This is a genomic window from Winslowiella iniecta (assembly GCF_001267535.1).
Taxonomy (GTDB): Bacteria; Pseudomonadota; Gammaproteobacteria; order Enterobacterales; family Enterobacteriaceae; genus Erwinia; species Erwinia iniecta.
The window spans coordinates 44415-70679 of record NZ_JRXE01000016.1 but is presented as its reverse complement, the minus strand read 5'-3'; the positions used below and the strand labels follow the sequence as shown (position 1 = coordinate 70679).

Annotated in this window: 26 protein-coding genes; 6 read left to right on the top strand and 20 right to left on the bottom strand. The window is 53.5% G+C overall.

The features are described from left to right. Positions 1–30 precede the first annotated feature (30 nt). On the top strand, positions 31–234 hold the full coding sequence (locus NG42_RS23875) for an ECs_2282 family putative zinc-binding protein (RefSeq protein ID WP_420911311.1): 204 nt from the start codon (positions 31–33) through the stop codon (positions 232–234). Between the two features lie 45 nt (positions 235–279). Here NG42_RS23875 and NG42_RS23980 read toward each other — a convergent pair whose 3' ends face one another. From NG42_RS23980 to ltnD, 6 genes are all read right to left on the bottom strand, one after another. Next, entirely contained in the window at positions 280–363 is an 84-nt protein-coding gene (locus tag NG42_RS23980; protein ID WP_019105993.1) for a small membrane protein YohP, read from the bottom strand. Positions 364–522: 159 nt separating this feature from the next. Further along, the gene (locus NG42_RS12640) at positions 523–1878 is read right to left on the bottom strand and encodes a GntP family transporter (RefSeq protein ID WP_052899796.1); all 1356 of its coding nucleotides are present in this window, start codon (positions 1876–1878) and stop codon (positions 523–525) included. Positions 1879–2013: 135 nt separating this feature from the next. After that, entirely contained in the window at positions 2014–2799 is a 786-nt protein-coding gene (locus NG42_RS12635) for an HPr family phosphocarrier protein (protein ID WP_052899795.1), read from the bottom strand. 2 nt (positions 2800–2801) lie between these two features. Continuing rightward, complete coding sequence (otnC, locus tag NG42_RS12630) at positions 2802–3425, bottom strand: 3-oxo-tetronate 4-phosphate decarboxylase (protein WP_052899794.1); 624 nt, start codon at positions 3423–3425, stop codon at positions 2802–2804. After that, entirely contained in the window at positions 3422–4684 is a 1263-nt protein-coding gene (gene otnK, locus NG42_RS12625) for a 3-oxo-tetronate kinase (protein ID WP_052899793.1), read from the bottom strand. Before otnK ends, otnC begins: the two co-directional genes overlap by 4 nt. Next, positions 4684–5598: an L-threonate dehydrogenase gene (ltnD, locus tag NG42_RS12620; RefSeq protein ID WP_052899792.1), complete on the bottom strand. Its 915-nt coding sequence runs from the start codon at positions 5596–5598 to the stop codon at positions 4684–4686. The genes otnK and ltnD overlap by 1 nt, the downstream gene beginning before the upstream one ends. Positions 5599–5921: 323 nt before the next feature. Here ltnD and ygbI point away from each other — a divergent pair, with 323 nt between their 5' ends. The 3 genes from ygbI (at position 5922) to NG42_RS12605 (ending at position 7713) form a co-directional block, all read left to right on the top strand. After that, positions 5922–6683 carry a DNA-binding transcriptional repressor YgbI gene (gene ygbI, locus NG42_RS12615; RefSeq protein WP_052899791.1) on the top strand — a complete coding sequence of 254 codons (762 nt, stop codon included), beginning with the start codon at positions 5922–5924 and terminating at the stop codon, positions 6681–6683. 146 nt (positions 6684–6829) lie between these two features. Then, positions 6830–7075: a hypothetical protein gene (locus tag NG42_RS12610; RefSeq protein WP_052899790.1), complete on the top strand. Its 246-nt coding sequence runs from the start codon at positions 6830–6832 to the stop codon at positions 7073–7075. A gap of 62 nt (positions 7076–7137) precedes the next feature. Further along, positions 7138–7713 (top strand): DUF1349 domain-containing protein, encoded by a 576-nt coding sequence (locus NG42_RS12605; protein WP_052899851.1) that lies wholly within the window; start codon positions 7138–7140, stop codon positions 7711–7713. Between the two features lie 115 nt (positions 7714–7828). Here the strand turns inward: NG42_RS12605 and gntT are convergent, their stop codons facing one another. Continuing rightward, positions 7829–9145: a gluconate transporter gene (gene gntT, locus NG42_RS12600; RefSeq protein WP_052899789.1), complete on the bottom strand. Its 1317-nt coding sequence runs from the start codon at positions 9143–9145 to the stop codon at positions 7829–7831. A gap of 313 nt (positions 9146–9458) precedes the next feature. Between gntT and NG42_RS12595 the strand changes: the two genes are divergently transcribed. Continuing rightward, positions 9459–10592 (top strand): iron-containing alcohol dehydrogenase, encoded by a 1134-nt coding sequence (locus NG42_RS12595; RefSeq protein WP_052899788.1) that lies wholly within the window; start codon positions 9459–9461, stop codon positions 10590–10592. A 135-nt stretch (positions 10593–10727) separates the two neighbouring features. Here NG42_RS12595 and NG42_RS12590 read toward each other — a convergent pair whose 3' ends face one another. Genes NG42_RS12590 through NG42_RS12570 form a run of 5 tightly spaced genes read right to left on the bottom strand, consistent with a single transcriptional unit; the run spans position 10728 to position 15646 of the window. Beyond that, on the bottom strand, positions 10728–12170 hold the full coding sequence (locus NG42_RS12590) for a 6-phospho-beta-glucosidase (RefSeq protein WP_052899787.1): 1443 nt from the start codon (positions 12168–12170) through the stop codon (positions 10728–10730). A 52-nt stretch (positions 12171–12222) separates the two neighbouring features. Then, positions 12223–13659: a glycoside hydrolase family 1 protein gene (locus tag NG42_RS12585; RefSeq protein WP_052899786.1), complete on the bottom strand. Its 1437-nt coding sequence runs from the start codon at positions 13657–13659 to the stop codon at positions 12223–12225. An 18-nt stretch (positions 13660–13677) separates the two neighbouring features. Beyond that, complete coding sequence (locus NG42_RS12580; protein ID WP_052899785.1) at positions 13678–14001, bottom strand: PTS lactose/cellobiose transporter subunit IIA; 324 nt, start codon at positions 13999–14001, stop codon at positions 13678–13680. Further along, entirely contained in the window at positions 14001–15326 is a 1326-nt protein-coding gene (locus NG42_RS12575) for a PTS sugar transporter subunit IIC (protein ID WP_052899784.1), read from the bottom strand. The genes NG42_RS12580 and NG42_RS12575 overlap by 1 nt, the downstream gene beginning before the upstream one ends. Before the next feature lie 2 nt (positions 15327–15328). Next, positions 15329–15646: a PTS sugar transporter subunit IIB gene (locus NG42_RS12570; RefSeq protein WP_052899783.1), complete on the bottom strand. Its 318-nt coding sequence runs from the start codon at positions 15644–15646 to the stop codon at positions 15329–15331. A gap of 307 nt (positions 15647–15953) precedes the next feature. Between NG42_RS12570 and NG42_RS12565 the strand changes: the two genes are divergently transcribed. Next, complete coding sequence (locus tag NG42_RS12565) at positions 15954–16982, top strand: LacI family DNA-binding transcriptional regulator (RefSeq protein ID WP_052899782.1); 1029 nt, start codon at positions 15954–15956, stop codon at positions 16980–16982. Here NG42_RS12565 and arnF read toward each other — a convergent pair. The 8 genes from arnF to NG42_RS12525 all read right to left on the bottom strand — a co-directional run bounded on the left by arnF (position 16945) and on the right by NG42_RS12525 (position 26231). Next, the gene (gene arnF / locus NG42_RS12560; RefSeq protein WP_052899781.1) at positions 16945–17337 is read right to left on the bottom strand and encodes a 4-amino-4-deoxy-L-arabinose-phosphoundecaprenol flippase subunit ArnF; all 393 of its coding nucleotides are present in this window, start codon (positions 17335–17337) and stop codon (positions 16945–16947) included. The two genes, NG42_RS12565 and arnF, sit on opposite strands and share 38 nt — an antisense overlap. Then, a complete protein-coding gene (arnE, locus tag NG42_RS12555) occupies positions 17334–17669 on the bottom strand; it encodes a 4-amino-4-deoxy-L-arabinose-phosphoundecaprenol flippase subunit ArnE (RefSeq protein ID WP_052899780.1) in 336 nt (111 codons plus the stop codon). The genes arnF and arnE overlap by 4 nt, the downstream gene beginning before the upstream one ends. After that, positions 17666–19327 carry a lipid IV(A) 4-amino-4-deoxy-L-arabinosyltransferase gene (gene arnT / locus NG42_RS12550; RefSeq protein ID WP_052899779.1) on the bottom strand — a complete coding sequence of 554 codons (1662 nt, stop codon included), beginning with the start codon at positions 19325–19327 and terminating at the stop codon, positions 17666–17668. The genes arnE and arnT overlap by 4 nt, the downstream gene beginning before the upstream one ends. Before the next feature lie 7 nt (positions 19328–19334). Next, positions 19335–20228 carry a 4-deoxy-4-formamido-L-arabinose-phosphoundecaprenol deformylase gene (arnD, locus tag NG42_RS12545; protein ID WP_052899778.1) on the bottom strand — a complete coding sequence of 298 codons (894 nt, stop codon included), beginning with the start codon at positions 20226–20228 and terminating at the stop codon, positions 19335–19337. Continuing rightward, positions 20225–22207, bottom strand: a complete 1983-nt coding sequence (arnA, locus tag NG42_RS12540; RefSeq protein WP_052899777.1) for a bifunctional UDP-4-amino-4-deoxy-L-arabinose formyltransferase/UDP-glucuronic acid oxidase ArnA — start codon at positions 22205–22207, stop codon at positions 20225–20227. Before arnA ends, arnD begins: the two co-directional genes overlap by 4 nt. Beyond that, positions 22207–23184, bottom strand: coding sequence for an undecaprenyl-phosphate 4-deoxy-4-formamido-L-arabinose transferase (gene arnC / locus NG42_RS12535; RefSeq protein WP_052899776.1), 978 nt, complete (start codon positions 23182–23184; stop codon positions 22207–22209). The genes arnA and arnC overlap by 1 nt, the downstream gene beginning before the upstream one ends. 4 nt (positions 23185–23188) lie before the next feature. Continuing rightward, positions 23189–24328 (bottom strand): UDP-4-amino-4-deoxy-L-arabinose aminotransferase, encoded by a 1140-nt coding sequence (arnB, locus tag NG42_RS12530; RefSeq protein ID WP_052899775.1) that lies wholly within the window; start codon positions 24326–24328, stop codon positions 23189–23191. Positions 24329–24806: 478 nt separating this feature from the next. Beyond that, positions 24807–26231, bottom strand: a complete 1425-nt coding sequence (locus tag NG42_RS12525) for a porin family protein (protein WP_052899774.1) — start codon at positions 26229–26231, stop codon at positions 24807–24809. Positions 26232–26265: the final 34 nt, after the last annotated feature.

The window sequence follows — 26265 nt, the reverse complement described above, 5'->3', positions numbered from 1 at the left end:
ATAAGATAAATCTCATCTCAGCAGACAAGGATGAGTGAAATGGTCATGAAAGTGAGATGTACTTCGTGCGGCAGCAAAAAATTTGTCTATACCTCTAAAGGAGAAAATCCTACAGAGCATCATGGCGCAGTTTGCGCGAACTGTAGTAAACCTCTAACCCTGCAAGACTTACTGCCATTAACGCCGATGGACCCGATTATTAAATGTCTGATCGGGAGGCGAAAAACAGGTTAAAAAAGCAGACTGCCGCTGAATACAGCGACAGCCAGACAGACAGGATTAAAAAATCAGTTTAAATACGCCGGTCAGCGTCAGCAGGCCGACGATAAAGATAATTGCGATAATCCAAAGAATAATTTTCATTCCATTTTCCTCGCCAGTAAAAGAGACAAACACCACATTTCGTAGTGACTTAAGTATAGAAGAAGATTCAGGTATTGTCGGAAACCGACGATTTTTTACCTGCCGCCCCCCCTCTGCCGAAGTCTGACCCGCCCAGGCGCGGGCCGCTCTTTTCTTTTTTTACAGCATCAGCCAGCCAAGCCAGACAAATGCGAATCCTGCCAGCCCCATTACCGTTGTCAGAACCGTCCAGGTGCGCAGACCATCGGCAACCGACAACCCCAGATAGCGCGTGACGACCCAGAATCCGGCATCATTAACATGCGACAAGCCCAACGCGCCAAAGCAGGCGGATAATGCCACCAGCACCAGTTGCATCCCCTGCAACTCCGCTACCGCGCTGCTCAGCAGGCCGCAGGTTGTGACGATAGCCACCGTCGCCGAGCCTTGCGAGGCACGCAGCGCCAGCGACAACACAAACGCCGCCGGAATAATCGGCAGATGGATGCTCTCCAGCAGCAGCGCCAGTGCCTTACCGACGCCTGACTCGACCAGCACTTTGCCGAATGCGCCACCCGCCCCCGCCACCAGCAGTACCCCAGCCGCGCCGGGAATCGCGCTGGTAATAATGGTATCCAGTTTCTCTTTGCCCCACCCACCGCGAAAACCAATCAACCATGCTGCCAGCAACAGAGCAATCAGCAGCGCAATAGCGGGTGTGCTGATCAACGCCACGACACCGTGTAACACACCGGTGTCGGGCAACCACGGCGTCAGTAAGGTGCCAAGCATAATCAGTAATACCGGAATCACAATCAGCGTTGAAATCAGCATTGCTCCCGGTGGCTGCGCCGTCTCCGCACGCGGCTTTTTCTCTTTATCTGCCAGTTGTAGCTGTTCCAGCACTTCAACCGACAGATGATAATTTTTACGGTTCATCAGCTTCGCGACGTAATAACCGAAAATTGCCGCGGGTATCGAGATGGCAATCCCCAGCATCAGTACCCAGCCAATATCCGCCTTCAGTAATCCTGCCGCCGCTGCCGCGCCCGGGTGCGTCGGAATTGACACGTGAACCAGTAACATTACACCCGCCATCGGCAGACCATATTTCAGCGGTGATACCCGCGCCACTTTGGCAAAACCGTAAATCAGCGGCACCACAATAATAAAGCCGACTTCAAAAAACACCGGCAGGCCGAGAATAAACGCCACCAGCGTCAATGCCGCCACCGAGCGTTTAATCCCCATACTGTGGGTAAAGCGCGCGGCCAGAGAGTCTGCGCCACCGGAGGCTTCAATAATCGCCCCTAACATCGCGCCCAGTACAATAATAATCGAGATATGCCCCAGCAAACCGCCCATGCCGGACATAATCACTTCCATGATATGTTTCGCCGGAATACCGGTGCTGACGGCCACAAACAGGCTGGAAATTAATAAAGCGACGAACGGATGGACTTTGGCTTTTATGACCAGTATCAGCAACAAAATAACGCTGACAGCAGCAATAGTTAACAATAGGGTGGTAGACATAGTAAAACCTCGGTGTCGGGCGTTATTATATTTAAGACTCTGTTTTAATTAATACTTCCCAGGTGTTTAGCTGATTTTTGGCATAGCGAGGCTGTTGCCGGACGCCATACGCCCGGCGCAACAAGGGTTCAGCCGTTATTTCAGTGAACGCCAGTCTGCAAACCAGCCAAGTCCGTCAACGGTCGCGCCGCGCGGAAAATATTCGCAGCCAACCCAGCCGGAATACCCCACCTCATCCAGTAACTGAAACAGCCACGGATAATTAATCTCTCCTTCATCCGGCTCATGGCGGTCAGGAGCGGAGGCGATCTGAACATGCTGATAGCATCCGGCATACTGACGGATTAAATGACTCAGGTTGCCATCGACCAACTGCGCATGAAACAGATCAAGCTGAGTAAACACATTGTCACGGTCGATGCGTTTGACCATTTCAAGTGTCTGATACTGGCTGGCATAGAGATAATGTGGTTTGGTGGTCGGATTGAGTGCCTCAATCAACAGACGAATTTTGTGTGGCGCAAAACGTTCGGCGGCATAGCGCATATTGGCGATAAACGTCTGGCAATACGCTTCACGATCCGCCCCTTGCGGCAGCGTCGCAGCCATCACATGCACCTGCGGGCAGTTCAGCGCAACGGCATACTCCAGCGCATGGTCGATATCACGCCGCGCCTGCTCCTCGCGTCCGGGAATCGCCGCCACGCCCCACTCACCCGCCGTCACGTTACCAGGTGCGGTATTAAACAGCACCAGCTGCAACTGATTGTGTTGCAGCCGCGCTTTAATGACTTCGGCCGGATAGTCATAAGGAAACAGAAACTCGACCGCCTGAAAACCCGCTGCTGCTGCGGCATCAAACCGTTCGAGAAACGGCAGTTCGTTAAACATGGTCGATAAATTGGCTGCAAACTTAGGCATAATTAACTCCTTAACTCTGCCACTTCGTCATCACTGAGATAACGAATCGGACGGTCGCCGAGAGTGAAAATCAGGCGTGCCGTCTCTTCCAGCTCCTCGGTATTGTCTGCCGCTTCACGCAGGCTTTTGCCCACGACTACCGGGCCGTGGTTGGCCAGCAGGAAAGCGTTAAAGTGCGGCGCAAGCCGGGCTAAATCCTCACCGAGGCGCGCATCACCCGGGCGATAATACGGCACTACCGGCACATCACCGACACGCATCACAACATACGGCGTAAAGGGTTTGATACAGTTTTTACTGTCCAGACCTTGCAGGCACGACAGCGCGGTCAGATACAGGCTGTGGAGATGCACCACCGCCTTGCATTCTGGCTTATTCAGGTAGATAGCCCGATGAAAACTGATCTCTTTCGACGGTTTATCACCGGACAGCCACTCGCCGTCCAGCGTCACTTTTGACAGCGTGTCAGGGTCGAGTTCGCCGAGGCAGGAGCCGGTTGGCGTCGCCAGTAAGTGCCCGTCCTCCAGCATCATCGACAGATTTCCTGCCGAACCGGTGGCGTAGCCACGCTGAAAGAACGACGCGCCCAGTTTTACCATCTGTTCGCGAGCTTGTTGTTCGGTCATTGTGGAAACTCCGTTTGTGCGCGGGCAAAGAAATTCTCATCGCCGAAATTGCCAGATTTCAGCGCCAGCGAAAGTGGCTGGTCAGTATCCCGCACCCATGGCACGCCTGGCGAGATTACCGGGCCAATATGAAACGCACTGACGCCCAGCGTCTGCGCCACCACGCCGGACGTTTCCCCGCCGGCGACGATAAAGCGCTGGAAACCGCGTGCCTGCAATTCACGCGCTACCGCGGCGAAACAGTACTCGACCGCCTCGCTGCTGCGTGCTGCACCATACTGCTGCTGAATTCGCTGCAACTGTTGCGCATCCGAAGTGGCAAACAGCAGCGGCGCTAACTCACCGTCGGCGTTCTGCTCCACCCAGTCACACAGCTGCAAGGCATAGCTTTGCGCATCAGCAAGGCAGGCCTCCACTTCGACCACTTTAGCCGCAGCCTGCTGGCGATAGGCCGCCACCTGACGGTTGGTCATTGTCGAGCAGGAGCCTGAAATCACCACCGCACGCCCACCCTGAGGTGCGCCCGCTGCTTCGGCTTGCTGCCGATCGCGGCTGCCCGAGGCCAGCTGACGTGCCAGCCCAATGGCCAGACCGGAACCGCCGGTGACCAGCTTCATCTCCTTCAGCGCCGCCCCCTGGGTCAGCAGATGCTGTTCATGTAGCGTATCCAGCACCACATAACGCACCGCGTCGGCTTTCAATGCTGCCAGCCGGGCTTGTACCGCTTCCGGTCCCTGATCGATCACCGCGCTGGCGATCAGCCCCGCTTTGCCGCGCGCCTGGCGCTCCATCAGACGCATCAGGTTACTGTCGGTCATTGGCGTCACCGGATGATGGCGCATACCCGACTCGGACAGCAGCGTGTCCATCACAAACAGATAGCCCTGATAGACGGTGCGACCATTGACCGGCAGCGCTGGCGAGATAATGGTTTGCTGTTCACCCAGCGCATCCAGCAGCGCATCGGTGACCGGACCAATATTTCCCTGCGCGGTGCTGTCGAAGGTGGAGCAATACTTGAAGTAAAAGCGCTCGCAACCCTGCTGTTGCAGCCAGCGCAGCGCCGCCAGTGAATCACTGACCGCCTGCTCTGTCGGGCAGGAGCGCGATTTCAGGCTGACCAAAATCGCATCGGTGCTGAAGCTTTCATCACCCGACGGCACGCCATTCAGCTGTACTGTCGACATGCCGTTCTGCACCAGGAAACTGGCAATATCCGTCGCGCCGGTAAAATCGTCGGCAATCACTCCGAGGCGCATTATGGTTGATCCTTCTTTTCCGGCAGCGTAATACCGCTAAAAATCTTGATGACCGCACTGTCATCCTGCTTGCCAAAACCGGCGTTGCTGGCGGAGGTAAACATATTAAACGCGGTTGAGGCCAGCGGCAGCGGGAAGTGCAGCGCTTTAGCGGTATCCGCCACCAGCCCGAGATCCTTAACAAAAATATCCACCGCCGACTTTGGCGAGTAGTCGCCATCCACCACGTGCCGCATACGGTTTTCAAACATCCACGAGTTACCGGCTGCGTTGGTCACCACGTCATACATGGTATCGAGCGGAATACCGGCACGCGCCGCCAGCGCCATCGCTTCCGCCCCGGCAGCAATATGCACCCCGGCCAGCAACTGATGGATAATTTTGACGGTAGAACCGAGGCCAATCTCACTGCCGATGCGATAGACTTTGCTGGCCACGGCATCCAGCACCCGTTGCACTCGTTCAAATGCCTGATCGCTGCCGGAAGCCATCACCGTCATTTCGCCCAGCGCGGCTTTGGCTGCACCACCGGATACCGGCGCATCCAGCATCAGCAGTTGATGCTGTGCCAGCTGCTGCTCAATCCACTGCGCATCCTGTGAAGAAATGGTTGAAGAGACCATCACCACGGTGCCAGGCTTCAGCTTACTGGCAACGCCCTGTTCGCCGAACAGAATGCCTTTTACCTGCGCCGCATTGACCACCAGCAGCAGCACCGCGTCCAGCTGGCTGGCGAAGGATGTGGCACTGCTTTCAGCGGCCTGCGCACCACTTTGGCGCAGGGTTTCCAGCGCCAGCGGATTGAGGTCGACACCAAAGGTATTCAGTCCGGCCTTAATGCAGGATTGCGCAGCGCCCATGCCCATTGACCCCAGGCCAATCACGCCGACGTTAAGTGCTGATGTCTGTGCCATAGCTTCCTCGTGTTAATTTTGGTGATAATTTGTTTTGTTGTGTTAAGTATAAGCACTCTTCGCGCGCTTTCACGTGATGAACCTCACAATTATTAACGTCAGAATCGTCGGTTTTTAACACTAATTAACAAGCGTAGTGATGCCATGCAAATAACTTATAATTAAAATCAATATGTTATATAAGGCCACCTGCATGATGATAGTGATGGATTTTTGATCAACCCATAAATCAATGAGCCGGAATGTGAAAAATTGATAAAACCGCCGCAGCGCCAGCGCTATACTGGAAGCACTATGTCAGGGTCAGTCAGAAAGGAGCAGTCATGATCCCGGTACAACGGCATCAACAAATTTTAGCGCTGATAGCAGAGCGCGGTGTGATTAGCATTAACGAGCTAACAGAACGTCTGGGTGTTTCCCATATGACCATCCGGCGTGACGTGCAGAAACTGGAGGAGCAAGGTGCGCTGCTGTCGGTTTCTGGCGGGGTACGTTCGACAGAGCGACTGGCGGCAGAGCCGTCGCATCTGGATAAAACCGCCATGTTCAGTGAGGAAAAATGTGTTATCGGACAACGTGCCGCCCGGCTTATTCCGCGCAACAGCTGTATTTATCTGGATGCCGGCACCACTACGCTGGCACTGGCGCGTGAACTGACCGGGCGTGACGATCTGTTAATCGTGACCAATGACTTTATGATTGCCAATTTTATTATCGAGTCTACCCAGTGTCGGATGATTCATACTGGCGGCAGCCTGTGCCGCGAAAATCGCTCCTGCGTCGGCGAGGCCGCGGCACGTGCTTTGCAGAACCTGTCGATTGATATTGCCTTTATCTCAGCCTCCTGCTGGGGGCTGCGCGGCATCTTTACCCCGGATGAAGATAAAGTGATGGTGAAGCGCATGGTCGCCGAAGTCAGCAGTAAACGCGTGTTGCTCAGCGACAGCTCGAAATACAATAAAATTGCCACTTTCCTCGCGCTGCCGCTGGATAATTTTGCTGCGGTGATCACCGACAGCAAACTGCCCGACAGTGCGCAGCAAGCGCTGGCGTCAGCCTCGCCGGAATTGATCGTGGCAAGCTGACCAAAAATTTTGCGAGCACCATCACGGGACAGACGTTTCTGCCCGCTTGCCCGCTGCCAGAGCAACTAAACTTAATGGCGTTGGCCTGGGCTCTTTAGTGCCCTCACTTGTTATGAGTTCAAACCAGCAGGTAACAAGGAGATGATATGAGCATGATTAACACGCGCATGGGCAGGTACAGTTTGAAAGCTCGCGATGCGGGCAATCATATCCGCGGCACCATTGCGATTAATGATGAAGGTGGTACTCCGCTCACCATGCAAGAATTTGATGAGCACTATCTGGATGATGTGATTAATAATGTCATCTATCCGGTAACCGGTGGCAATCGTGAACTTACCCGACTGCTACGCGATCAGATGGTGAAAGCAGGCTTTGAACAGCCACATTAAGCCATCCTTTTCGGGCCGCCGCAGGGTGGCCCGTATTGTTTCTGCTGCCAACAGAGGATGTGATGCATAACGATTTCAGCTGGCTTAACGAACCGCCGCAATGGTCGGTAAACAGTGATTCGCTGCATGTTGTCACCGCCGATAACAGCGATTTCTGGCGCGAAACCTGGTACGGCTTTACCCGCCACTCGGGGCACTTTTATCACTGCGAGGTCAGCGAAGACTTTACCTTTCAGGTGAAGGTGAATGCTGAATTCTCTGCGCTCTATGATCAAGCGGGCATTATGATCGCCATTGATGAGCAGCAGTGGCTTAAATCCGGCATCGAATTCTGCGATGGTCAGCCGATGATGGGTAGCGTGCTGACCCTTGGTCACTCAGACTGGGCCACCGGTCTGTTTACTGCGGATGCCGAACAATTCTGGATGCGTATCACGTTACGTAACGGTTGTTTGCGGCTGCAATACTCGGCTGATGGCATCAGCTGGCCGCTGCTGAGACTATGTCGCTTCCCGTCAGCCAGCCATTACCGCATTGGCGTAATGTGTTGCACCCCGGAGCGCGCCGGTCTGAGTGTGGTGTTTAGTGAAATCAGCCTGACACCCGCGCTGGATTTGGATCTGCATGATTTAAGCTAAGTCGGGAGTAGCGCTGGCGCAGGTTATCAGAACGGGCGGCAAGAACGCCGACTATGAGTCTGAAATCGAGTAGGGGCGACGTTTTCGCCGCCCGCAAACCCGACATCAGTGGCGATTAAATCACATTCGACAGCAGCAGACAGCCCACCAGTCCGCACACCGAAATAATCGTCTCCAGCACCGACCAGGAGCGGATAGTCTCGCCGATGGTCAGGTTAAAGTACTCTTTAAACAGCCAGAAACCAGGATCGTTAACGTGAGAGAAAATCACGCTTCCGGAACCCACGGCAATCACCATCAGCTCAGGACTGACACCGGTGGTCAGAATCAGTGGCGCAACAATACCGCCAGCGGTAATTGCCGCAACGGTGGCTGATCCCAGCGCAATACGCAGCACCGCCGCGATAGTCCATGCCATCAGAATCGGCGACAGGTTGCTGGCATGCATCATGCTGGCGATATATTTATCGACGCCGCTGTCCACCAGCACCTGTTTAAACGCCCCGCCACCACCGATAATCAGCAGCATCATGGCGATGATTTTAATCGAATCACCGATAGTGCCCATCACCTCATCCATACTGCGGCCACGGTTCAGACCGAAGGTAAAGATAGCGATCAGCACAGCAATCAGCGTCGCCATAATCGGGTCACCGAGGAACTCGGCGTAAGGCAGAATAACATGGCCTTTTGGCAGCACCATTTCGGCTACCGCGCGCAGTGCCATCAGGATCACCGGCACCAGTGAGGTCAGGACGCTGACGCCAAAACTCGGCATCTCCGCATCGGTAAAGGTTTTCGGGTTATACAGCCCTTTTGGAATCGGCTTATCAATGCCTTTCAGAAAACGCGCATACACCGGCCCAGCAAGAATCACCGTCGGGATACCCAGCAGAGTACCGAACAACAGGGTTTTGCCCATATCGGCATTAAACAGCGTGGCAATCGCGGTCGGCCCCGGATGCGGCGGCAGAAAGCCGTGGGTAACGGAGAGCGCGGCCGCCATCGGCACGCCAACAAACAGTAACGGCACGCGTGCAGAAGCGGCGATGGAAAACACCAGCGGCAGCAACAGCACAAAGCCGACTTCATAAAACAGCGCAAAACCGACGGTAAAACCGGTCAGCACCACCGCCCACTGAATATGTTTTTCACCAAACTTATCAATTAAAGTGGTCGCGATGCGCTGGGCACCGCCGCAGTCCGCCAGCAGTTTGCCGAGCATCGCGCCGAAGCCCATGATCAGCGCCAGACTACCCAACGTGCCGCCGACACCCGCTTTAATTGAACCGATCACTTTATCAACAGGCATACCCTGCATAACTCCGACCGCCAGGGCGACCAGAATCAGCGCGATAAATCCATTCAGTTTGAAGCGAATCATCAGCAGCAGCAGCAGCACTACCCCGATCGCAACGATGACTAATGGCATAATTCTTCTCCGGTGCATACGCGCCATCAGCAGGTTGATGACGTCATATTATTATTTTATTACCAACCTCAGACCTGACATTTTCAGGATGGATTGGCTGGAATCCCAGAACAGACATCAGGTGAAGCCGCCTGTTACCGATAACATGTTAGCGGTAACATTCGGTAACAGTAATCCCTGACACAGGCTGAATTACCATTTTGAGAGCATGATCAAACTTTTGAAATAAGGTCATTAACCGATTTTCCTTCCCGACGGGTTATCACAGGTAGACTGTCTGCTCACCAGTGAAAAGATAATGTTGAGAGACCCGATGAATATCAGTCAGATGATTTCCAACCGACAGACCTTTTTCGGCAGTGGCAGCCTGCGTGAACTTCTCCCGCTGCTCGCGGCTTCACCCGTCCCTACCCTGCTGTTTTGTGGGCGCTCTTTTCTGCACAGCACCGCTTATACCCATATCAGGCAACCATTGGATGCGCTGCTGATCGGTCATGAAATTGTCAGTCATGAAGCCTCTCCCGATGAGATTGATCGCTGGGTGGCGCGCTGGCGTGGCAAAGCGTCACGGGTGGTGGCGATTGGCGGGGGCAGCGTGCTGGATGCCGCAAAAGCCTTCGCGGCACTGTGCGAACATCCGCTAACGACCCTGCGCTATCTGGAGAAAGTCGGTGATAGCCCACTCAGCGGCAAGACGCTGCCACTGATCGCCATTCCGACCACAGCCGGAACCGGCAGTGAAGTGACGCAAAATGCCGTGGTGACCGACAAGAGCGATATCAAAGTGAAAGCTTCGTTGCGCCACGCGAATTTTGTGCCAGCGGTGGCAATACTCGATCCTGAGTTATTGAAAGGTGCGCCGGACCAGGTGCTGGCCAGCTGCGCAATTGATGCTTTTACGCATCTGTTTGAAGCGTACCTGTCCGCGAAAGGGAATGCCTTTAGCCGCCAGACCGCCATTAGCGGTATGCAGGCATTTATCAACGGCTGGCCCGCGCTTAACCGTGACGATCGGCGCGGTGATGAAGCGCGTGAGCAGATGATGATGGCCTCCTGGCTTGGCGGACTTAGCCTGAGCATGGCGGGATTGGGCGTCATTCATGGTATTGCCGGGGAACTGGGGGCAATTAAGAATTATCATCACGGCGAAGTGTGTGGCCGCCTGCTGTTTCCATTTTTAACCCTGCTAAACGACAGCGACCATCCACAACAGCAGTCGTTGATGGCGGAACTGGCTGGGAAACTGTTTGCTGAAACCCACGCCAGCCCGGCATTACAGCTGTCTGAATGGTTAAAAACACAGGCTATCACTGAATTCTGGCAACAGCCGCAACCGCTGACGGATGCTGAGCGACAGTGGATTCTTGCGCGTTCCAACAGTAAAAATTCATTAATTGAGTATTCGCACGAGCAGCAGCGCTGGATGCTGGAACAAGCTTACCCGTAGGGCGGCGCGCCGCCCGTGCCGAGGATTAGCACCTCGCATGTCATCAGGGCGGGAGCCGAAAACGACTCCCCCTGGGATATTCCAGAAATCCCGGTGCTTTTTACTTAACCGGAACCCACTGATTTAAAGATTAACTCACAGTTGCTGCCCGTTACTGGCAATCACTGCTTTATACCAGTCGAAACTCTTCTTGCGCGAACGCGCCAGCGTACCGCTGCCATCATCATGTTTATCAACATAAATAAAGCCGTAGCGCTTGCTGTACTGCCCGGTGGTAAAGGAAACACAGTCGATGCATCCCCACGGCGTATAGCCCATCAGATCGACACCATCTTCAATCACCGCTTTTTTCATCTGCTCAATATGCGCCTGCAGATAAGCGATGCGGTAATCATCATGGATACTGCCATCGGCCTCAACGCGATCTACCGCACCAAAACCATTTTCCACAATAAACATCGGTTTCTGATAACGCTCATAAAACGCATTCAGGGTATAACGCAGACCAACCGGGTCAATCTGCCAGCCCCACTCTGACGCTTTAACGTGCGGGTTCTTCACGCTGCCGTTAAAACCGGCAATCGCATCACCACTGGCATTGTCTTTCGCCGCGTACTGCACCGCATTACTCATGTAATAACTGAAACCGAGATAGTCGGCACAACCTTCACGCAGCGTCTGCTGATCGTCAGCGGCCATCTCAATCTGGTAACCTTTGCGCGCCCATTCGCTGAGGATATAAGACGGATAATACCCACGCAGCTGAACGTCGCCGAACAGATGACGCTCGCGCATCGCTTCCTGCGCAAACATCACATCATCCGGATGACAGGACCACGGATAAAGCGGCACCAGCGCCAGCATACAACCAATTTTGAACTCAGGATTGATCTGATGGCCGAGTTTGACCACTTTGGCGCTGGCAACAAACTGATGGTGCAGCGTCTGATACATCGCCAGCTCAGGGTCAGGCTGATCGGTAAACACCACGCCGGAACAGCAGTAGCCAAACAGCGGATACTGCCAGTTGCGTTGGTTGTTGATTTCGTTAAACGTCATCCAGTATTTTACTTTTGACTGATAACGCTTCATCACCACTTCACTGTAGCGTACAAAGAAATCAACCACTTTACGGTTCAGCCAGCCACCATACTCCTTCACCAGATGGTGCGGCATCTCAAAATGCGACAGCGTAATCACCGGCTCAATATTATATTTCAGCAGCTCATCAAACAGATCGTCGTAAAACTGTAATCCGGCCTCATTCGGCTGCTGCTCATCGCCATTAGGAAAAATACGCGTCCAGGCGATTGAGGTACGAAAACACTTAAAGCCCATCTCGGCAAACAGCGCGATATCCTGCTTATAGTTCGAGTAAAAATCCACCGCCTGGTGATTGGGGTAGCTGTAACCCGGCTGAACGCCGTCAGTGATCACCCGATCCACGCCGTGTGCACCGCCGGAAAGCACATCACAAATGCTGACGCCCTTACCACCTTGATCCCAACCACCTTCAATCTGATGCGCCGCTACCGCGCCGCCCCACAGAAAGTCTTGCGGTAATTGTTGTTCAGACATGCAATATCCTTTTCAAATACAGATAAATAGCGCTGGCGCATCGCCAGCGTGGTTAATACTCAACTGCGCCATTAAGATTTTGCCCGTTGCTGCGGATAACGCGTTGATACCAGGCAAAACTTTTCTTCTTAAAGCGCGCTAAATCTTTCAGATCATGTTCGTCACGGTTGACGTAAATAAACCCGTAGCGTTTGCGGATGCCCTGATGGGTACTGACCAGATCGATAGCCGACCACGGGCAGTAGCCAAACAGATCCACTCCGTCAGAGATGGCCAGCTGCAACTGCTGAATATGTTCACTGAGGTAGGCAATCCGGTAATCATCATAAATTTTGTTACCCGCCACCAGCTCGTCAAACGCGCCGAGACCATTTTCAGTGACAATTAATGGCAGATGATAGCGGTCATAAATTTCGCGGGCGGTAATGCGGAAACCCACCGGGTCGATATACCAGTTAAACTGATTTTTCTTCAGGTAACGGTTTTCCGTACCGACATAGACACTTTCATCAATGCCCGCCAGCTGCTGGTCGACTAACTGGCGTGACGCTTCTTCGTCACTGTCTGCTGGCAGCCCGGCTCCGACCGTGGCTGAGGCATAGTAATTAAAGGCGATAAAGTCCGGTTTCCCTTCCCGCAGAATCGCCATCTCGGCGTCGGTAATGGTGGGCAGATAACCTTTCTCCGCCATAAAGCTCCAGGCGACGGCGTTATAGCGTCCGTAACAGGCCAGATCGAGGTACAGCCAGTTACGTATTGAGGTGAAATTATTTGCTGCCAGCACATCTTCCGGGCGCGGGCTGGCCGGATAGACGCAAGAGATATTCGGCGCTGGCCCAATTTTCGCCTGTGGCAACATCTGATGGCAGGCAATCATTGCTTTGGCCTGCGCCAGCATCATATGGTGATTCTGCTGATATAGCGTTTTTTGCGGATCCGGCGTACCCGGCGGCAGCGTGCCAATGACATCCCCTTTCAGGATCATCATGTTCTGTTCGTTAATCGTCAGCCAGTAATTGACGCGATCGCCATAGAGTTCAAAGGCGGTTTTGGCGAAATGTTCAAACGCATCGATGGTGGCCGGATCGGACCAGCCGCCCTTCTCCTGCAATGCCCACGGCAGATCAAAGTGATACAGGGTGACCAGCGGTTCGATCTCGTGCTTACGCAGCTCATCAATCAGACGCTGGTAGAATGCCGCGCCTTCCGCATTCAACTCTCCGCTGCCTTGCGGGAACAGGCGGCTCCAGGCAATTGAGAAGCGATAGGTTTTCAGCCCCAGTTCGGCAAACAGCGCCACATCCTGCTGAAAACGGTGATAGTGATCGCTGGTGACGGTAAAATCGGTAATGCTGTCGCTAAAGCTGGCCTTGTCGATAACCGATGGCCCTTTGCCGTCTTCATTCCATGCCCCTTCAACCTGATAAGCAGAGGTCGAGGCTCCCCATAAAAATCCTTCAGGAAACGGCGTTAACTGCTGATGTTTCATCCTTTCACTCTCCTGAAATTAGGCGGATTTAAGTGCGGCAATTTCGCGGTGCAGTACGATGATCTCTTCTGCCAGCTCACGACACAGCATGGCGTTCATCAGATGATCCTGCGCATGGACCAGAATTAAATTCACCGGGATCTTGCCGCAGCCTTCATCGGCACCGATCAGCGCGGTCTGGATCTTATGCGCTTCCCGCGCCGCCGCTGAGGCGGCCGTCAGGTGTTGATCGGCGGTGGCCCAGTCGTGTTTACGTGCCGCACGCAGCGCTTCCATCGATAACGAGCGCGCCTCACCGGCATGGATAATCAGCTCCATGACCGTGGTCTCATCAAGTTCCATTAGTGGCTCTCCACAGTTTGCAAATTCTGTTTTTCTTTCTCTTCGGCTTCGGCTTGCGCCAGCAGCTGGCGCTCATACATTTTGAAGAACGGGTAATAAATCAGGGTGGAGACACCAATCAGCACCGCCACCAGAATAATCGCCCGATAATCCCAGCCGGTTGACCAGGCGGCACCAATCGGCCCCGGCGTGGTCCAGGGTGCCAGCGAAATCACATGGTTAACCAAATCGGTACGCGTAGCGGCCCAGGCAATGATGGCGTTAACCAGCGGCGCGGTGACAAACGGAATAAACAGCAGCGGATTCATCACCACCGGCGAACCAAAAATAATCGGCTCATTGATATTAAACATGCTCGGCACCAGCCCCAGCTTACCGATGGAGCGCAGGTGCGGTGCGCGACTGCGCAGATAGAGGAACACCAGCCCCATAGTCGAACCGGAACCGCCGACCACAATAAAGAACTGCCAGAACGGCTCAATAAAAATTTGGGTAATCGGTGCACCGGCATTCAGCGCCTGCTGGTTAATGCCAAGGTTAGTCAGCCAGAACGCCTGCAGAATACCGCCGACAATTACCGCGCCGTGAATGCCGGCAAACCACAGTAAATGACAGAGCAGCACCGCAATCAGAATGGCGGGCAGCGAGTCCGATGCCGAGATAATCGGCGCAAAGATCGCCATAATCGCCTGCGGCAGCAGCATGCCAAACTGATGCTGAATAAACAGACTGAGCGGGAACAGCGTCAGGAAGATCGCCAGGATCGGAATCAGCAGATCAAACGACTGGCGGATCTTGGGTGGCACCTGCTCGGGTAATTTAATCCCGATATGGTGTTTTTGCAGAAAGTGCATTAATTCAGTGCTGTAGAGCGCCACCAGAATGGCGGTAAAAATCCCTTCACCACCGAGCGATCCCACCGGCAGTGCGCCATGACTTTGCGGTGCGGCCACCACCAGAAATGACATCAGCGACAGACAGGCGGCCATAAAACCGTTCATTTTGTAGCTTTGCGCGAGGTTATAGGAGATAGCCGCCGCGATATACACTGCCATAATTCCCATGGTCATATTGTAGGGCATCATGATCTGTTCAGAATAACGGGCCACCATCCCCAGCCACCATTTAGCTATCGCCCACTGGCTGTCGGCGCTAAACGGCGGATGAGCAAACAACAGCATAAAAGAGCCAACAATCAGAAACGGCATTGACGAGATAAATCCGTCCTTAATTGCCGTGACATGTCGCTGATTCGACAGCCGTGCGGCTATCGGGCTGATACGGTTTTCGATAATGCCAAATAATGACTCACTGAATGCGCCCATTATTATTCTCCGCGTGAGGTGATCAACGCCAGTGCATCATTGAGGACTTTTTTACCGTTCATCATACCGTAATCCATGGTATTAATTACCGCCACCGGCTTGTGCTTCTCAGCAGCAATCGCCTGAAATTCGGCTAATTTGTATTTAATTTGCGGCCCGAGAAGACAGCAATCCCAGGCATCAATCTGACTGACGAAGTCATCGAACCCCACCGCCAGCATCTCTACGGCAATCCCTTGTTCTTTCGCTTCTTTTTCCATTCTTTGCACCAGCATACTGGTAGACATCCCGCCGGCACAGCATAGTAATATTTTTTTCATCCCAATCTCCCGCCTGTTGTTTATCCTGATTTAGACAAATCAACCAACAATCTGCAACCGGTTTCATATTACTTTTCACAATTTGTGATTCGGATCGCATCAGGATAAAAAGCCCTATTAAAATGGCAAGAAAAAATTAATTGAATATATTTCAAATCCGCACTATTACTTATTTCATCTATTATTAATTACTAAACTTAACCAGCAGCCAAATTAAGTACGTAAGCTCACTGCAGACGTAAGCTGCTGCACATAAAATCGCAATACGGTAAACTCAACCCGGAGTTTTCATCTTCAGGAATCCAGTATGACGACAATGCTAGACGTGGCCAAAAAGGCCGGTGTCTCCAAAGCCACGGTTTCTCGCGTGCTTGCCGGCAACAGCTATGTCAGCAAAACCACCAAAGATCGGGTATTTCAGGCGATTGAAGAGACGGGGTATCGGCCAAATTTACTGGCGCGTAATCTGGCGACGCGGAAATCGCAAAGTATCGGTCTGGTGGTGACGAATACGCTGTATCACGGCCCCTATTTCAGCGAACTGCTGTTTCAGACTGCCACCCTGACCGAGCAGCATGGTCGTCAGCTGATTCTGGCCGATGGCAAGCACAGCGCGGAAGAAGAACGCCAGGCGATCCAGTTTTTACTCGATCTACGCTGTGACGCGATCATTATCTATCCACGCTTTCTTAACCCGGCGGAACTGGATGAGATTATTGAACAGCATCAGCAGCCGATTATGGTGGTGAATCGCCAGCTCAGCCGCCATCCGGATCATTGCGTCTTCGCCGCGCATCAGCTGGATAGTCAGGAGGCAGTCAGCCACCTGATTGCCCAGGGCCACCGTCAGATCGCCTTTATTCGCGGCGTCGCCGGTTCACCGACCAGTGAAAGCCGCTATGCCGGCTATCAGCAGGCGCTGGCTGCTCATCATATAGAGCTTGACACGGCACGGGTGATTGAGGGCGCGTGGACGCCTGAGAGCGGACGGCTGGCCGCACAACAGTTGCTGGCGCGCGGCGTCGACTTCTCAGCCTTAGTGGCGAGTAATGATGATATGGCGATCGGTGCCGCCCGAGCCTTTCACCAGGCTGGTATTGCGGTGCCGCAGCAGATATCGCTGCTGAGTTTTGACGATACGCCAACCGCCTCGTTCTTTATTCCGACCTTAACCACCGTGCATGTGCCGGTGGCGGAAATGATTAAAGAGACGCTGAACCGGCTGGTCAACTTACTGGACGGCAATCAAAATGCGCCGCAAACGCCGTTCAGAGGCCAGCTAATGATCCGTGAGTCGGTTATTCCGTTTTCCGATCGCGTGCTGGCCAGCAAATAACCAGCAGTCCGCTGACAATTAACACCACGCCGCCGAGTGTGCCCCAGTAAAAGGTTTCGTTCAGCCCAGGAACAAACAGCGCGGCGAGCCACACTAAAATATAACTCAGGCTGAGCAGCGGATAGGCGCGGCTCAGAGTGATATGGTGCAGCGCCATCACCCAGCACAGCATCGAAAAGCCATAGGCGCTTAGTCCGGCAAACAGCGCCAGTGCGCCAGGGGTAAAGGCGAATAAAGCGTGGAAAAAAACCGCCAGATCCTGCGCTGGCGGCAAATTCAGCATCGCCCATTTCATACTGAGCTGTGCTGCGCTGACCAGCAAAATACTGAGTGCTGCCCACAGATAGCCAGTCATGCATAAACTCCCAGCACCACCACCCCGGCGACAATCAGCATAATGCCGAGGCTGTGACGCAGGCTGATGCGCTCCTGCCATAACCATCGTGCGGCAAAGGCGATAATAATAAAGTTCAGACTAAGCATCGGATAGGCAACGCTGACCGGCACCTGCTGTAACACCCACAGCCATACCAGCATCGCGCCAGCCAGCAGCAGCACGCTGAAACTCAGCCATAACAGCATATGCCGTTTACGCCGCTGCGCATCGCCACAGTGAGTAGCCTGTTTCTGGCACAGCTGACCTGCGCAACTCAGCAGGCTGGCAATCACAATCAGCAGAATATTCATGGTAGCTGATTATATTGATACAGAATGAAGCGCCCTTGCTGATAAATAAAGTCAGCAGCCGGCAGCTGATGACTGGTTTCGTCTTCACCACGCGACAACAGCAATATTAGCGAGACTTTCCCCTCGCGGCGATGCGTCTCCAGCCAGTCAGCAAAATCACGTCCATCGAGTAGCCGGTGGCGGGAATCAGCATATTCCAGACCATATTTCAGTTCCCCGGCTTCCTCATAGAAGCCGATATCACTGCGTTTCAGCTCCCAGGCGATGCCCGCCGCCACGCCTGGGCTGTCGGCGAGAATATAGCGGCTGTCGCTGATATCCTGACGTATCGCATTAATAAATGCCTGCGGCAGCTTCGAATCCTCCACCTGTTGCGGGATCACTGCGCCGATAACCAGCGCAATGCCCAGCGGACAAAGCACCGCCGCTGGCCAGCGCCGCGTGGCGTCTTTCAGTGTAAAAGCCCCCACCAGCGCCCAGAACAGAAAGCCACTTGCGGCCAGCAGCACTTTCAGCAGTTCATGGTGAGCATACAGCGGATGCCGCGTGACGCTCCACGGTGCCAGCACCAGAAGTACCACCAGCGCGCAGATCAGGCCAAACAGCATATTGATCCAGCTATTGGCGCGCAGTACCGCACCACCACTGGCAACCAGCTGCACCGCATGCCGCGCCATTAATATCGCCAGTGGCGCAAAACAGGGCAGGATATAAGTCGGTAACTTGCCTTTTGCCACGCTAAAAAACAGCAGCGGCATCACAAACCAGCCCAACAGATAGAGGCTGCCGCTGTCTTGTCCGCGTTGTTGCCAGCCGCGCCGCAGTGCACCAGGCAGCAGCGCCAGCCACGGTAAGGCTCCGCCCAGCAGTACCGGTAAGTAATACCAGAATGGCGCTTTATGCTGCGCATTCTCCTCGGCAAAGCGCTGAATATGTTCCACCCAGAAAAAATAGTGCCAGAAATCGGGCTCGCGCCGGGCAATTGCCAGCGCCCACGGCAGGCTAATCAGCACCGCGCCAAGAATGGCCAGCGGACCAAACAGCAGCAGCTCTTTCCAGCGCTTTTGCTGAATCACCCACGGCAAAACGCCTACAACCGGCACCGCCAGCGCCAGAAAACCTTTGGTCATAAAGCCCATGCCGCAGGCCAGTCCCAGCAACAGCCAGGCCAGCACTTTATTGCGCCGGGTTTTCGCCTCCACCGCCAGCCAGAAACTGCACATGGCCGCAGCCAGCCACAGGGTGATCATCGGATCCAGCACCGCATAGCTGCCAATGGCGTAGACTAAAAAACAGCTGAGGAAAATCACAGCCGCCATCAGCGCGGTTCTACTGTCACGCCACATTTTCCAGCTCAGCCAGTAAACCATTAATGCCGTCAGGGTAATCGACAATACTGAGCCAAAACGCACGCCAAAATTACTGGCGCCAAACAGCCACTGACCAAGGTTATTGATCCAGTAACCCGCGACCGGCTTTTCGAAATAACGCAGGTCAAAAAAGTGCGGCACCACCCAGTCGCCACTGGCTAACATTTCGCGGCTGATTTCCGCATAACGCGTTTCATCAGGCTGCCACAGACTACGAAACTCAAGAGGAATCAGGTAATACAATGAAAAAAGTACCAGCAGAAGCCAGCCATTTTTGAGCATTTTCATGTTGTCTTCACTCTGATAGTTGCTCGCATCCCAGCCACCCTTCCCTGCCATGCAGTGAACCGCGCACCACCTTACCGACCGGTAACGTGGCGATATCCTCCGGTAATAACTCGCTGAGTGGACAAAACTGAACCCCCTGCTGCTCAGCCATCGTCAGCAGATCGGCAAACAGCTGGCGCATCGCGATGCCTTCAACTTCAGCATGGATGGTGTAAACCGGCGTTCCGCGATGCTGCTGAATTTTTTCAAGAATGAAGGCGTTGTAGTGCTCAGCCGTCACCTCACGGCCAATCACTTCATCCCAGGTCGGCAAGGTAACCGGGATCTGCACCGTGCCGAGCGTTCCATCGCGCAAGCGCGGTCGGAAAGGCGCGTTGCCACGGCAGTCGCTGTTATAACGAAAAGCGAAGGCTTGTTTGGCCTGGACGACCCGCTGATCGGCACGCCAGCCCGCCACCGCTGAGCAGCTGACGGCATCGCCGATAATCCGGCTTAACGCGTCATGCCCACGGCGTATCTGCTGGCTAAGTTCTTCCTCTGACCAGACGCCAGCCCAGGTTTGCCAGGCGAAATGATCCCAGGCGTGCAGACCCATTTCATGATGCTGAGCGGCCGCGCGAATCACCTCCGGCAGCCCCTCACCGATATTGCGTCCGGGCCACGCGGTGCCCGCCAGCAAGATATCCCAGCCATACAGCGAGGCCGCATTAGAGCGCAGCATCTTCCAGAAAAACTTCGGTTTCAACAGCCGCCAGAGATGACGTCCCATATTGTCTGGCCCGACACTAAAGAAAAACGTTGCGCTGGTCTGGTGCGCACTAAGCAGTTTCACTAAGGCGGGAACGCCATCGCGCGTGCCACGCCAGGTATCAACATCAATCCGCAAACCGACCTTTTTCATCTGCTCCCTTCCACCGGTTCAACGGTCTTCAGGAAGAAATCCAGCGTGTCATCAATGGTTTTGTCCATCCCCACTTCCGGCGTCCAGTTCAGCAGGCGACGCGCATTACGAATGCTCGGCTTGCGGTGCTCGACATCCTGATAGCCTTTGCCGTAGTAACTGCTGCTTTCCACTTCACGGAAACCGGCGAAAGGCGGGAACTGGTCGCGCAGTGGATGGCGCTCGAAGCTCGCCAACAGCTGTTCTGCCAGCTGTTTGATACTGGCTTCATTGTCCGGGTTACCAATATTGATAATCTGCCCGTCGCAGTTATTGTTTTTATTTTCAATAATACGGAACAGTGCTTCAACGCCGTCGGCGATATCGGTGAAACAGCGCTTCTGCTGACCGCCGTCGATCAGTTTAATCGGCGAGCCTTCTACCAGATTAAGAATCAGCTGAGTAATCGCCCTTGAGCTGCCGATACGCGCCGCATTCAGGTTATCCAGGCGCGGCCCCATCCAGTTAAAAGGCCGGAACAGGGTAAAACGCAGCCCCTCTTTTTCACCGTAGGCCCACAGCACGCGATCCAGCAGCTGTTTCGACACCGAATAGATCCAGCGCTGTTTGTTGATCGGCCCGACGATCAGATTGGAGTGGTCCTCATCGAATACCGGATCGCTGCACATGCCGTACACTTCCGAGGTTGACGGGAAAATGATGCGTTTTTTATATTTCACGCAGTCACGAATAATCTTCAGGTTCTCTTCGAAATCCAGTTCAAATACGCGCAGCGGATTGCGGGTATATTCAATCGGCGTGGCAATGGCCACCAGCGGCAGAATCACATCACATTTTTTGATGTGATATTCAATCCACTCGGAGTGAATGCTGATATCCCCTTCGACAAAATGGAAACGCGGATTGGCGATAAAGCGGCTGATGGCATCCGAGCTGATATCGAGGCCGAATATCTCAAAATTATCATCACGCAGTAAACGCTCGGTCAGATGGTTACCAATAAAGCCATTGACGCCGAGGATTAACACCCGGGTGCGGCGTTTTACTGCGGCATTTGGCAGACTATTCAGTAACGCACCGGGGACCAGACCCAGCGTCTGCGCCAGCTGCGAACCCTGCATATATACGCCGTTTTCACTCTGCCCAGTCAGCACCTCCAGTGCTTCACTGCCACAGGCGATAATCAGCGGCTGCGTCGACAGAACCGTTCCGGCTTTTGCCGCTGGCCTGTCGCTGTGCACGCGGGTTTTCCAGACGGTAAATTTACTGGCACCGACATAGCTGAAGGCTCCCGGCCAGGGATCGGTCACCGCACGCACCAGATTATGAATCACCGCCGCGGGCTGATCCCAGTGAATACGGCCATCTTCCGGCGTTCTGCGACCAAAATAGCGGGCTTTGCTGTGATCCTGCGGCAACTCGGTGAATTCACCGGTTTTAATCTCTGGCAGAATGCCGCTCAGCAGACCGGCAGCGGTCTCGTTAAGTTTGCCATGTAAGCTGCGCGCATTATCTTCCGCAGTAATTGTCACCCGCTGCTGGGCAATAATTGCGCCAGCATCCGCACGTGCAACCATGCGGTGCAGCGTCACACCGGTCTCTGTTTCGCCGTTTACCAGCGCCCAGTTAAGCGGTGCGCGCCCGCGATAGTCAGGTAGCAATGAACCGTGAAGATTAAACGCGCCCTGCTTCGCGCAATGAATAATCTCGTCACACAGCATATTGCGATAATAAAAAGAGAAGATGGCATCAGGCTCGCTGCTTTTAATCCGGTCAATCCACAATGGATGATTAATCTCCTCCGGGGCAAATACCGGAATACCCAGCTCGGCGGCAGTGCGCGCTACCGAGGCAAAGAACTGATTCTCACCCGCCGCATCAGCATGCGTATAGATAGCGGCAATGTCATAACCCGCGTTGACCAGCGCATTGATACCAACGCACCCCATATCGTGATAAGCAAAGACGACGACTTTCATTATTGATTGTCCTGTGCGGAAGAAGATGATGAGTGTTTAACTACGCGCTGGATGAAATAACGCGGGCGGGCGCGGACATCGTTATAAATACGTCCAATATACTCACCTAATAAGCCCATGCCGACGAACTGCGCACCAATAAAAATAAACAGAATAGCGAACAGCATAAAAACCCCTTCCGCCGCCCACTGCGGACCAAAAAACAGCCGCAACAAAATCAACAACAGCGAAATGGCAAAGCCAAACAGCGCAATCACGCTGCCAAATACACTCAGCATGCGCAGTGGCGTGGTGGTCAGACAGGTAATCAGGTCGTACATCAAATTAATCAGCTTCATAAAGCTGTATTTTGAATCGCCAAACTCGCGCTCGGCATGTTTAACCGGTATTTCAATGGCGCGACGGGCAAACGTGTTCGCCAGAATCGGAATAAAGGTGCTGCGCTCGTGGCAATGCAGCATCGCCTCAATAATATGGCGACGGTAGGCGCGCAGCATGCAGCCGTAATCGCCCATGGCTTTACCGGTGGTGCGTTGAATCAGGTGATTAATCAGTCGCGATGCACGTTTTCGAAACCAGCTGTCCTGGCGGTTTTGCCGTACGGTGCCGACCACGTCATACCCTTCTGCCGCCACGCTAACTAAACGCGGGATCTCTTCCGGCGGATTTTGCAGATCGGCATCCAGCGTGATAATCAAATCCCCGCTGACGTGGCTGAAACCGGCCATAATCGCCGAATGCTGACCATAATTACGGTTCAGTAATACCGCGACAATATGACTGCCCGGTTGTTCTGCCGCCGCCGCCATTATCTCCGCCGAATCATCACTACTGCCGTCATCCACCAGCAAAATTTCATAGTCCATTGGCAGTAAGGCGCAGGCAGCACAGGTGCGCCGGATCAATTCAGGCAGGCACTCCTGCTCGTTAAATACCGGGATTACGACCGAGACCTTATTAATCTCTTGCTCATTCATGATGTTATTTTCCGGCAATCTCGTTTAGCGCGCGAATAACGCGCGTGGTGTCTTCATCGGTCATGGCCGGAAACAGGGGGATTGAACAAATACGCTCAGAGTTCCACTCGGTATCCGGTAATGAGAGCTTAGGAAAGCGTTCGCGATAATATTTTTGCGTATGCGCCGCGCGGAAATGGAGCCCGCTGCCAATGCCACGATTTTTTAACTGCTGCATCAGATCGTCGCGACGGATACCGGCTTTCTGCTCATCAACCCGGATAATAAACAGGTGCCAGGCGTGATGATGTTGCCAGTCAGGCAGCGCCAGTGGCGTAAAAGGGCCATCGGACAGCGCCTGTAAATAACGCCCGGCAATCGCCGCGCGGCGCGCATTAAGCTGGGGTAGCTTCTCCAGCTGCACCAGCGCAATCGCGGCGTTAATATCGGCCAGATTGTATTTATAGCCAGGGCTAATCACCTCAGCTTGCGGTGCGCGACCGAGCGTCTGACGGTCATATGCATCAACGCCCAGACCATGAAATTTGAGACTACGAATACGGTTCGCCAGTTGTTCGTCATCAGTCACCACCAGCCCGCCTTCCGCGCAGGTGATATTTTTAATTGCATGGAATGAGAAGATGGCGGTGCCGGATGCCCCCACATGCGCGCCCTTATAACCCGTCCCCACCGCGTGCGCTGCATCCTCAATCACCGGGATGCCATAGCGTTCGCCGAGGACGCGAATCGCATCGATATCCGCCGGAGCACCGGCATAGTGAACCGGCACAATCGCCCGGGTGCGCGGGGTGATAGCGGCTTCAATCAGCTCCGGTGTCACCATCAACGTTTCGCGGTCGACATCAATCATCACCGGCTCAGCGCCCAGCAAAGCGATCATATTCAGCGTCGAAACCCAGGTCAGCGAAGGGGTAATCACTTCATCTCCGGCCTTAATCCCCAGCGCCATCAATGTGACGTGCATCCCGGCAGTTGCCGAACTGAGCGCAATGGCATGCTGATTACCGGTTAACTGACAAAATGCCTGTTCCAGCTGCTGATTCTTGGGGCCAGTGGTGATCCAACCTGATGCAAAAACCTCGCGAACGGCAGCCAATTCGCTTTCACCCATTTCGGGTCGGGAAAAAGGCAGGAACTCAGACATCGTTAAATTTCCTTAAGCCATTAGCAGTTGCAATATTAGCAATTCGTGCTACCAGTCAGCCGCAAATTGACAAATCTGACTGTGATGCACTACGCAAAAATCATAACTGCCGATTATTAAATGAATATTTAACAGTAATTATATTGTTATTATTTCCAGACGATGAGGGTAAATTAAGATTAAAATATATAAAACAATGGGTTATACGATAAGCACCTGGCGCATAATGGCTGATTGAAAATTAGCCAGTTTCAAAAAGTGACTTCAGTCACAAATTTATAAAAATTTTGGAGCGACACTCAGCCAGCAGAGTTCAATACCAGAGATGATTAAAATAACTCATGTTTATAGCGGTGAGTTTCGCGCCAAATGCACGCCGGGACACAGCACAGACTGAGGTTATGGCAGGCCATCTCACGGGTTTCAGGAGAGGTAAGAAACGGCTGGCGACCACTGCGCCAGCTCAGGCAGTGGGAAATTAAAATTCTCTGTCGACGCTTAAAAATACATTCAGCGTGTCATAACGGTAAAAATCAATATTGCTGTCGATTCGTTTATAAATAACATTAATCTTCGGCATCAGATTAAAGAAATAGAGATCCCGATGCCACAATGACAGCGCATAAAGCTGCTCTTTATCCTGACGTTTCTGCTGAAAAATATCATTTTCCGCCTGATAGCGGCGTTGCGCAAAACTGGCCATCGCGCCCATTGATATGCCATACGGCAATGCCGTCTGTAATCCGAAGCGTCCGCCAACGCGCTGGTGAGTTTCTGAGGCTAATTGCGTTTTTTGTTCACCGATATCAATACCGCCAAACAGCGACAGTCGTGAATTAATCGCATGTGCCAGCGTGGTAGAGAGTAGCCGGTTGTCACCCCGCAGGTAACGATAATCCTGGGAATCATAACTAAGCTGTTGATACTCAACCGCCTGACTCAGTTGCCAGTCAGCCGCAATCAGGTAACTGAACTCCCCGCGCACACCAGCACCGTAAGAGTAAGCTGCGGTGCCATACCAGCGTTTTTCATAAAAGGGCAATAACGCCAGCTGCTGGCGTGCATCCTGATAAACATAGCCGAGATAAGCACGCGAAATAATGTCGTCATATGCATGATTATTCCAGTATGACTTTCCGCTCAGTGTGGTTCTGAAGCGAATATTATGATGGTCAGCCTGATTAAAATCGCGCTGCAACGTGCCACCATAATAAATGCCTTCGCCGCGCTTCGGGTACGAATCGGGATCGCGTTCAAACAGCCGGTCACCAATACGGATGGTTTTACCGTCCGAAGCATTATTCACATTACTGTCATTCAGATAACTCAAACTGAGGTTTCCCACCCAGCCGCGGTGGTTCTGAATATAACTCAGGTAGTGATTAATATTTTCCTGCACGGCTGGCGGAGGATTCCCGGCGCGCGCCTGCTGAAAATTCCATGCCGCCGCTTCATACTGGCGATCCTCAAACAGCGTCCGCGCCAGATCGAGACGCACCGGCACCAGATCAGGATGCTGAGAGAGCATTTCGCGATACAGCACCGCCGCTTCCGTCAGTTTTCCTTCATTGCGCGCCAAGCCGGCCTGCGCATACATCACCAGCAGCGGATCGGCCTGCGGACTGGACTGATATACCGGCAGAATGCCTTTTACCACCGGCCACTGCTGTTGCTCCACCGCCTGATTCAGTAGCGCCCCGGCCATCGCCGGCTGGTTTTGCAGCGTCTGGTTAGTGACGGTTTGCCGCTTTTCTTCAGCCGACGTGCTGCCGCGTTGCGACGGTGTCAGCGCATTCAGGTCAGGAGCCGCAGGAATCACCACGGTATCGGGCTGGACAGCTTGCGAAGTCATGGCCGGAAATAAACAACACAACAGCAGAAAACGGCGGGCGGGAAATTCCATGGGTATACAGCTTCATATCATTAACACTAAGCGG

Bases quoted from the DNA above. Each gene is read 5' to 3' on its own strand.
- NG42_RS23875 (WP_420911311.1), top strand. From the start codon at position 31: ATGAGTGAAATGGTCATGAAAGTGAGATGTACTTCGTGCGGCAGCAAA.
- NG42_RS23980 (WP_019105993.1), bottom strand. From the start codon at position 363: ATGAAAATTATTCTTTGGATTATCGCAATTATCTTTATCGTCGGCCTG.
- NG42_RS12640 (WP_052899796.1), bottom strand. From the start codon at position 1,878: ATGTCTACCACCCTATTGTTAACTATTGCTGCTGTCAGCGTTATTTTG.
- NG42_RS12635 (WP_052899795.1), bottom strand. From the start codon at position 2,799: ATGCCTAAGTTTGCAGCCAATTTATCGACCATGTTTAACGAACTGCCG.
- otnC (WP_052899794.1), bottom strand. From the start codon at position 3,425: ATGACCGAACAACAAGCTCGCGAACAGATGGTAAAACTGGGCGCGTCG.
- otnK (WP_052899793.1), bottom strand. From the start codon at position 4,684: ATGCGCCTCGGAGTGATTGCCGACGATTTTACCGGCGCGACGGATATT.
- ltnD (WP_052899792.1), bottom strand. From the start codon at position 5,598: ATGGCACAGACATCAGCACTTAACGTCGGCGTGATTGGCCTGGGGTCA.
- ygbI (WP_052899791.1), top strand. From the start codon at position 5,922: ATGATCCCGGTACAACGGCATCAACAAATTTTAGCGCTGATAGCAGAG.
- NG42_RS12610 (WP_052899790.1), top strand. From the start codon at position 6,830: ATGAGCATGATTAACACGCGCATGGGCAGGTACAGTTTGAAAGCTCGC.
- NG42_RS12605 (WP_052899851.1), top strand. From the start codon at position 7,138: ATGCATAACGATTTCAGCTGGCTTAACGAACCGCCGCAATGGTCGGTA.
- gntT (WP_052899789.1), bottom strand. From the start codon at position 9,145: ATGCCATTAGTCATCGTTGCGATCGGGGTAGTGCTGCTGCTGCTGCTG.
- NG42_RS12595 (WP_052899788.1), top strand. From the start codon at position 9,459: ATGAATATCAGTCAGATGATTTCCAACCGACAGACCTTTTTCGGCAGT.
- NG42_RS12590 (WP_052899787.1), bottom strand. From the start codon at position 12,170: ATGTCTGAACAACAATTACCGCAAGACTTTCTGTGGGGCGGCGCGGTA.
- NG42_RS12585 (WP_052899786.1), bottom strand. From the start codon at position 13,659: ATGAAACATCAGCAGTTAACGCCGTTTCCTGAAGGATTTTTATGGGGA.
- NG42_RS12580 (WP_052899785.1), bottom strand. From the start codon at position 14,001: ATGGAACTTGATGAGACCACGGTCATGGAGCTGATTATCCATGCCGGT.
- NG42_RS12575 (WP_052899784.1), bottom strand. From the start codon at position 15,326: ATGGGCGCATTCAGTGAGTCATTATTTGGCATTATCGAAAACCGTATC.
- NG42_RS12570 (WP_052899783.1), bottom strand. From the start codon at position 15,646: ATGAAAAAAATATTACTATGCTGTGCCGGCGGGATGTCTACCAGTATG.
- NG42_RS12565 (WP_052899782.1), top strand. From the start codon at position 15,954: ATGACGACAATGCTAGACGTGGCCAAAAAGGCCGGTGTCTCCAAAGCC.
- arnF (WP_052899781.1), bottom strand. From the start codon at position 17,337: ATGACTGGCTATCTGTGGGCAGCACTCAGTATTTTGCTGGTCAGCGCA.
- arnE (WP_052899780.1), bottom strand. From the start codon at position 17,669: ATGAATATTCTGCTGATTGTGATTGCCAGCCTGCTGAGTTGCGCAGGT.
- arnT (WP_052899779.1), bottom strand. From the start codon at position 19,327: ATGAAAATGCTCAAAAATGGCTGGCTTCTGCTGGTACTTTTTTCATTG.
- arnD (WP_052899778.1), bottom strand. From the start codon at position 20,228: ATGAAAAAGGTCGGTTTGCGGATTGATGTTGATACCTGGCGTGGCACG.
- arnA (WP_052899777.1), bottom strand. From the start codon at position 22,207: ATGAAAGTCGTCGTCTTTGCTTATCACGATATGGGGTGCGTTGGTATC.
- arnC (WP_052899776.1), bottom strand. From the start codon at position 23,184: ATGAATGAGCAAGAGATTAATAAGGTCTCGGTCGTAATCCCGGTATTT.
- arnB (WP_052899775.1), bottom strand. From the start codon at position 24,328: ATGTCTGAGTTCCTGCCTTTTTCCCGACCCGAAATGGGTGAAAGCGAA.
- NG42_RS12525 (WP_052899774.1), bottom strand. From the start codon at position 26,231: ATGGAATTTCCCGCCCGCCGTTTTCTGCTGTTGTGTTGTTTATTTCCG.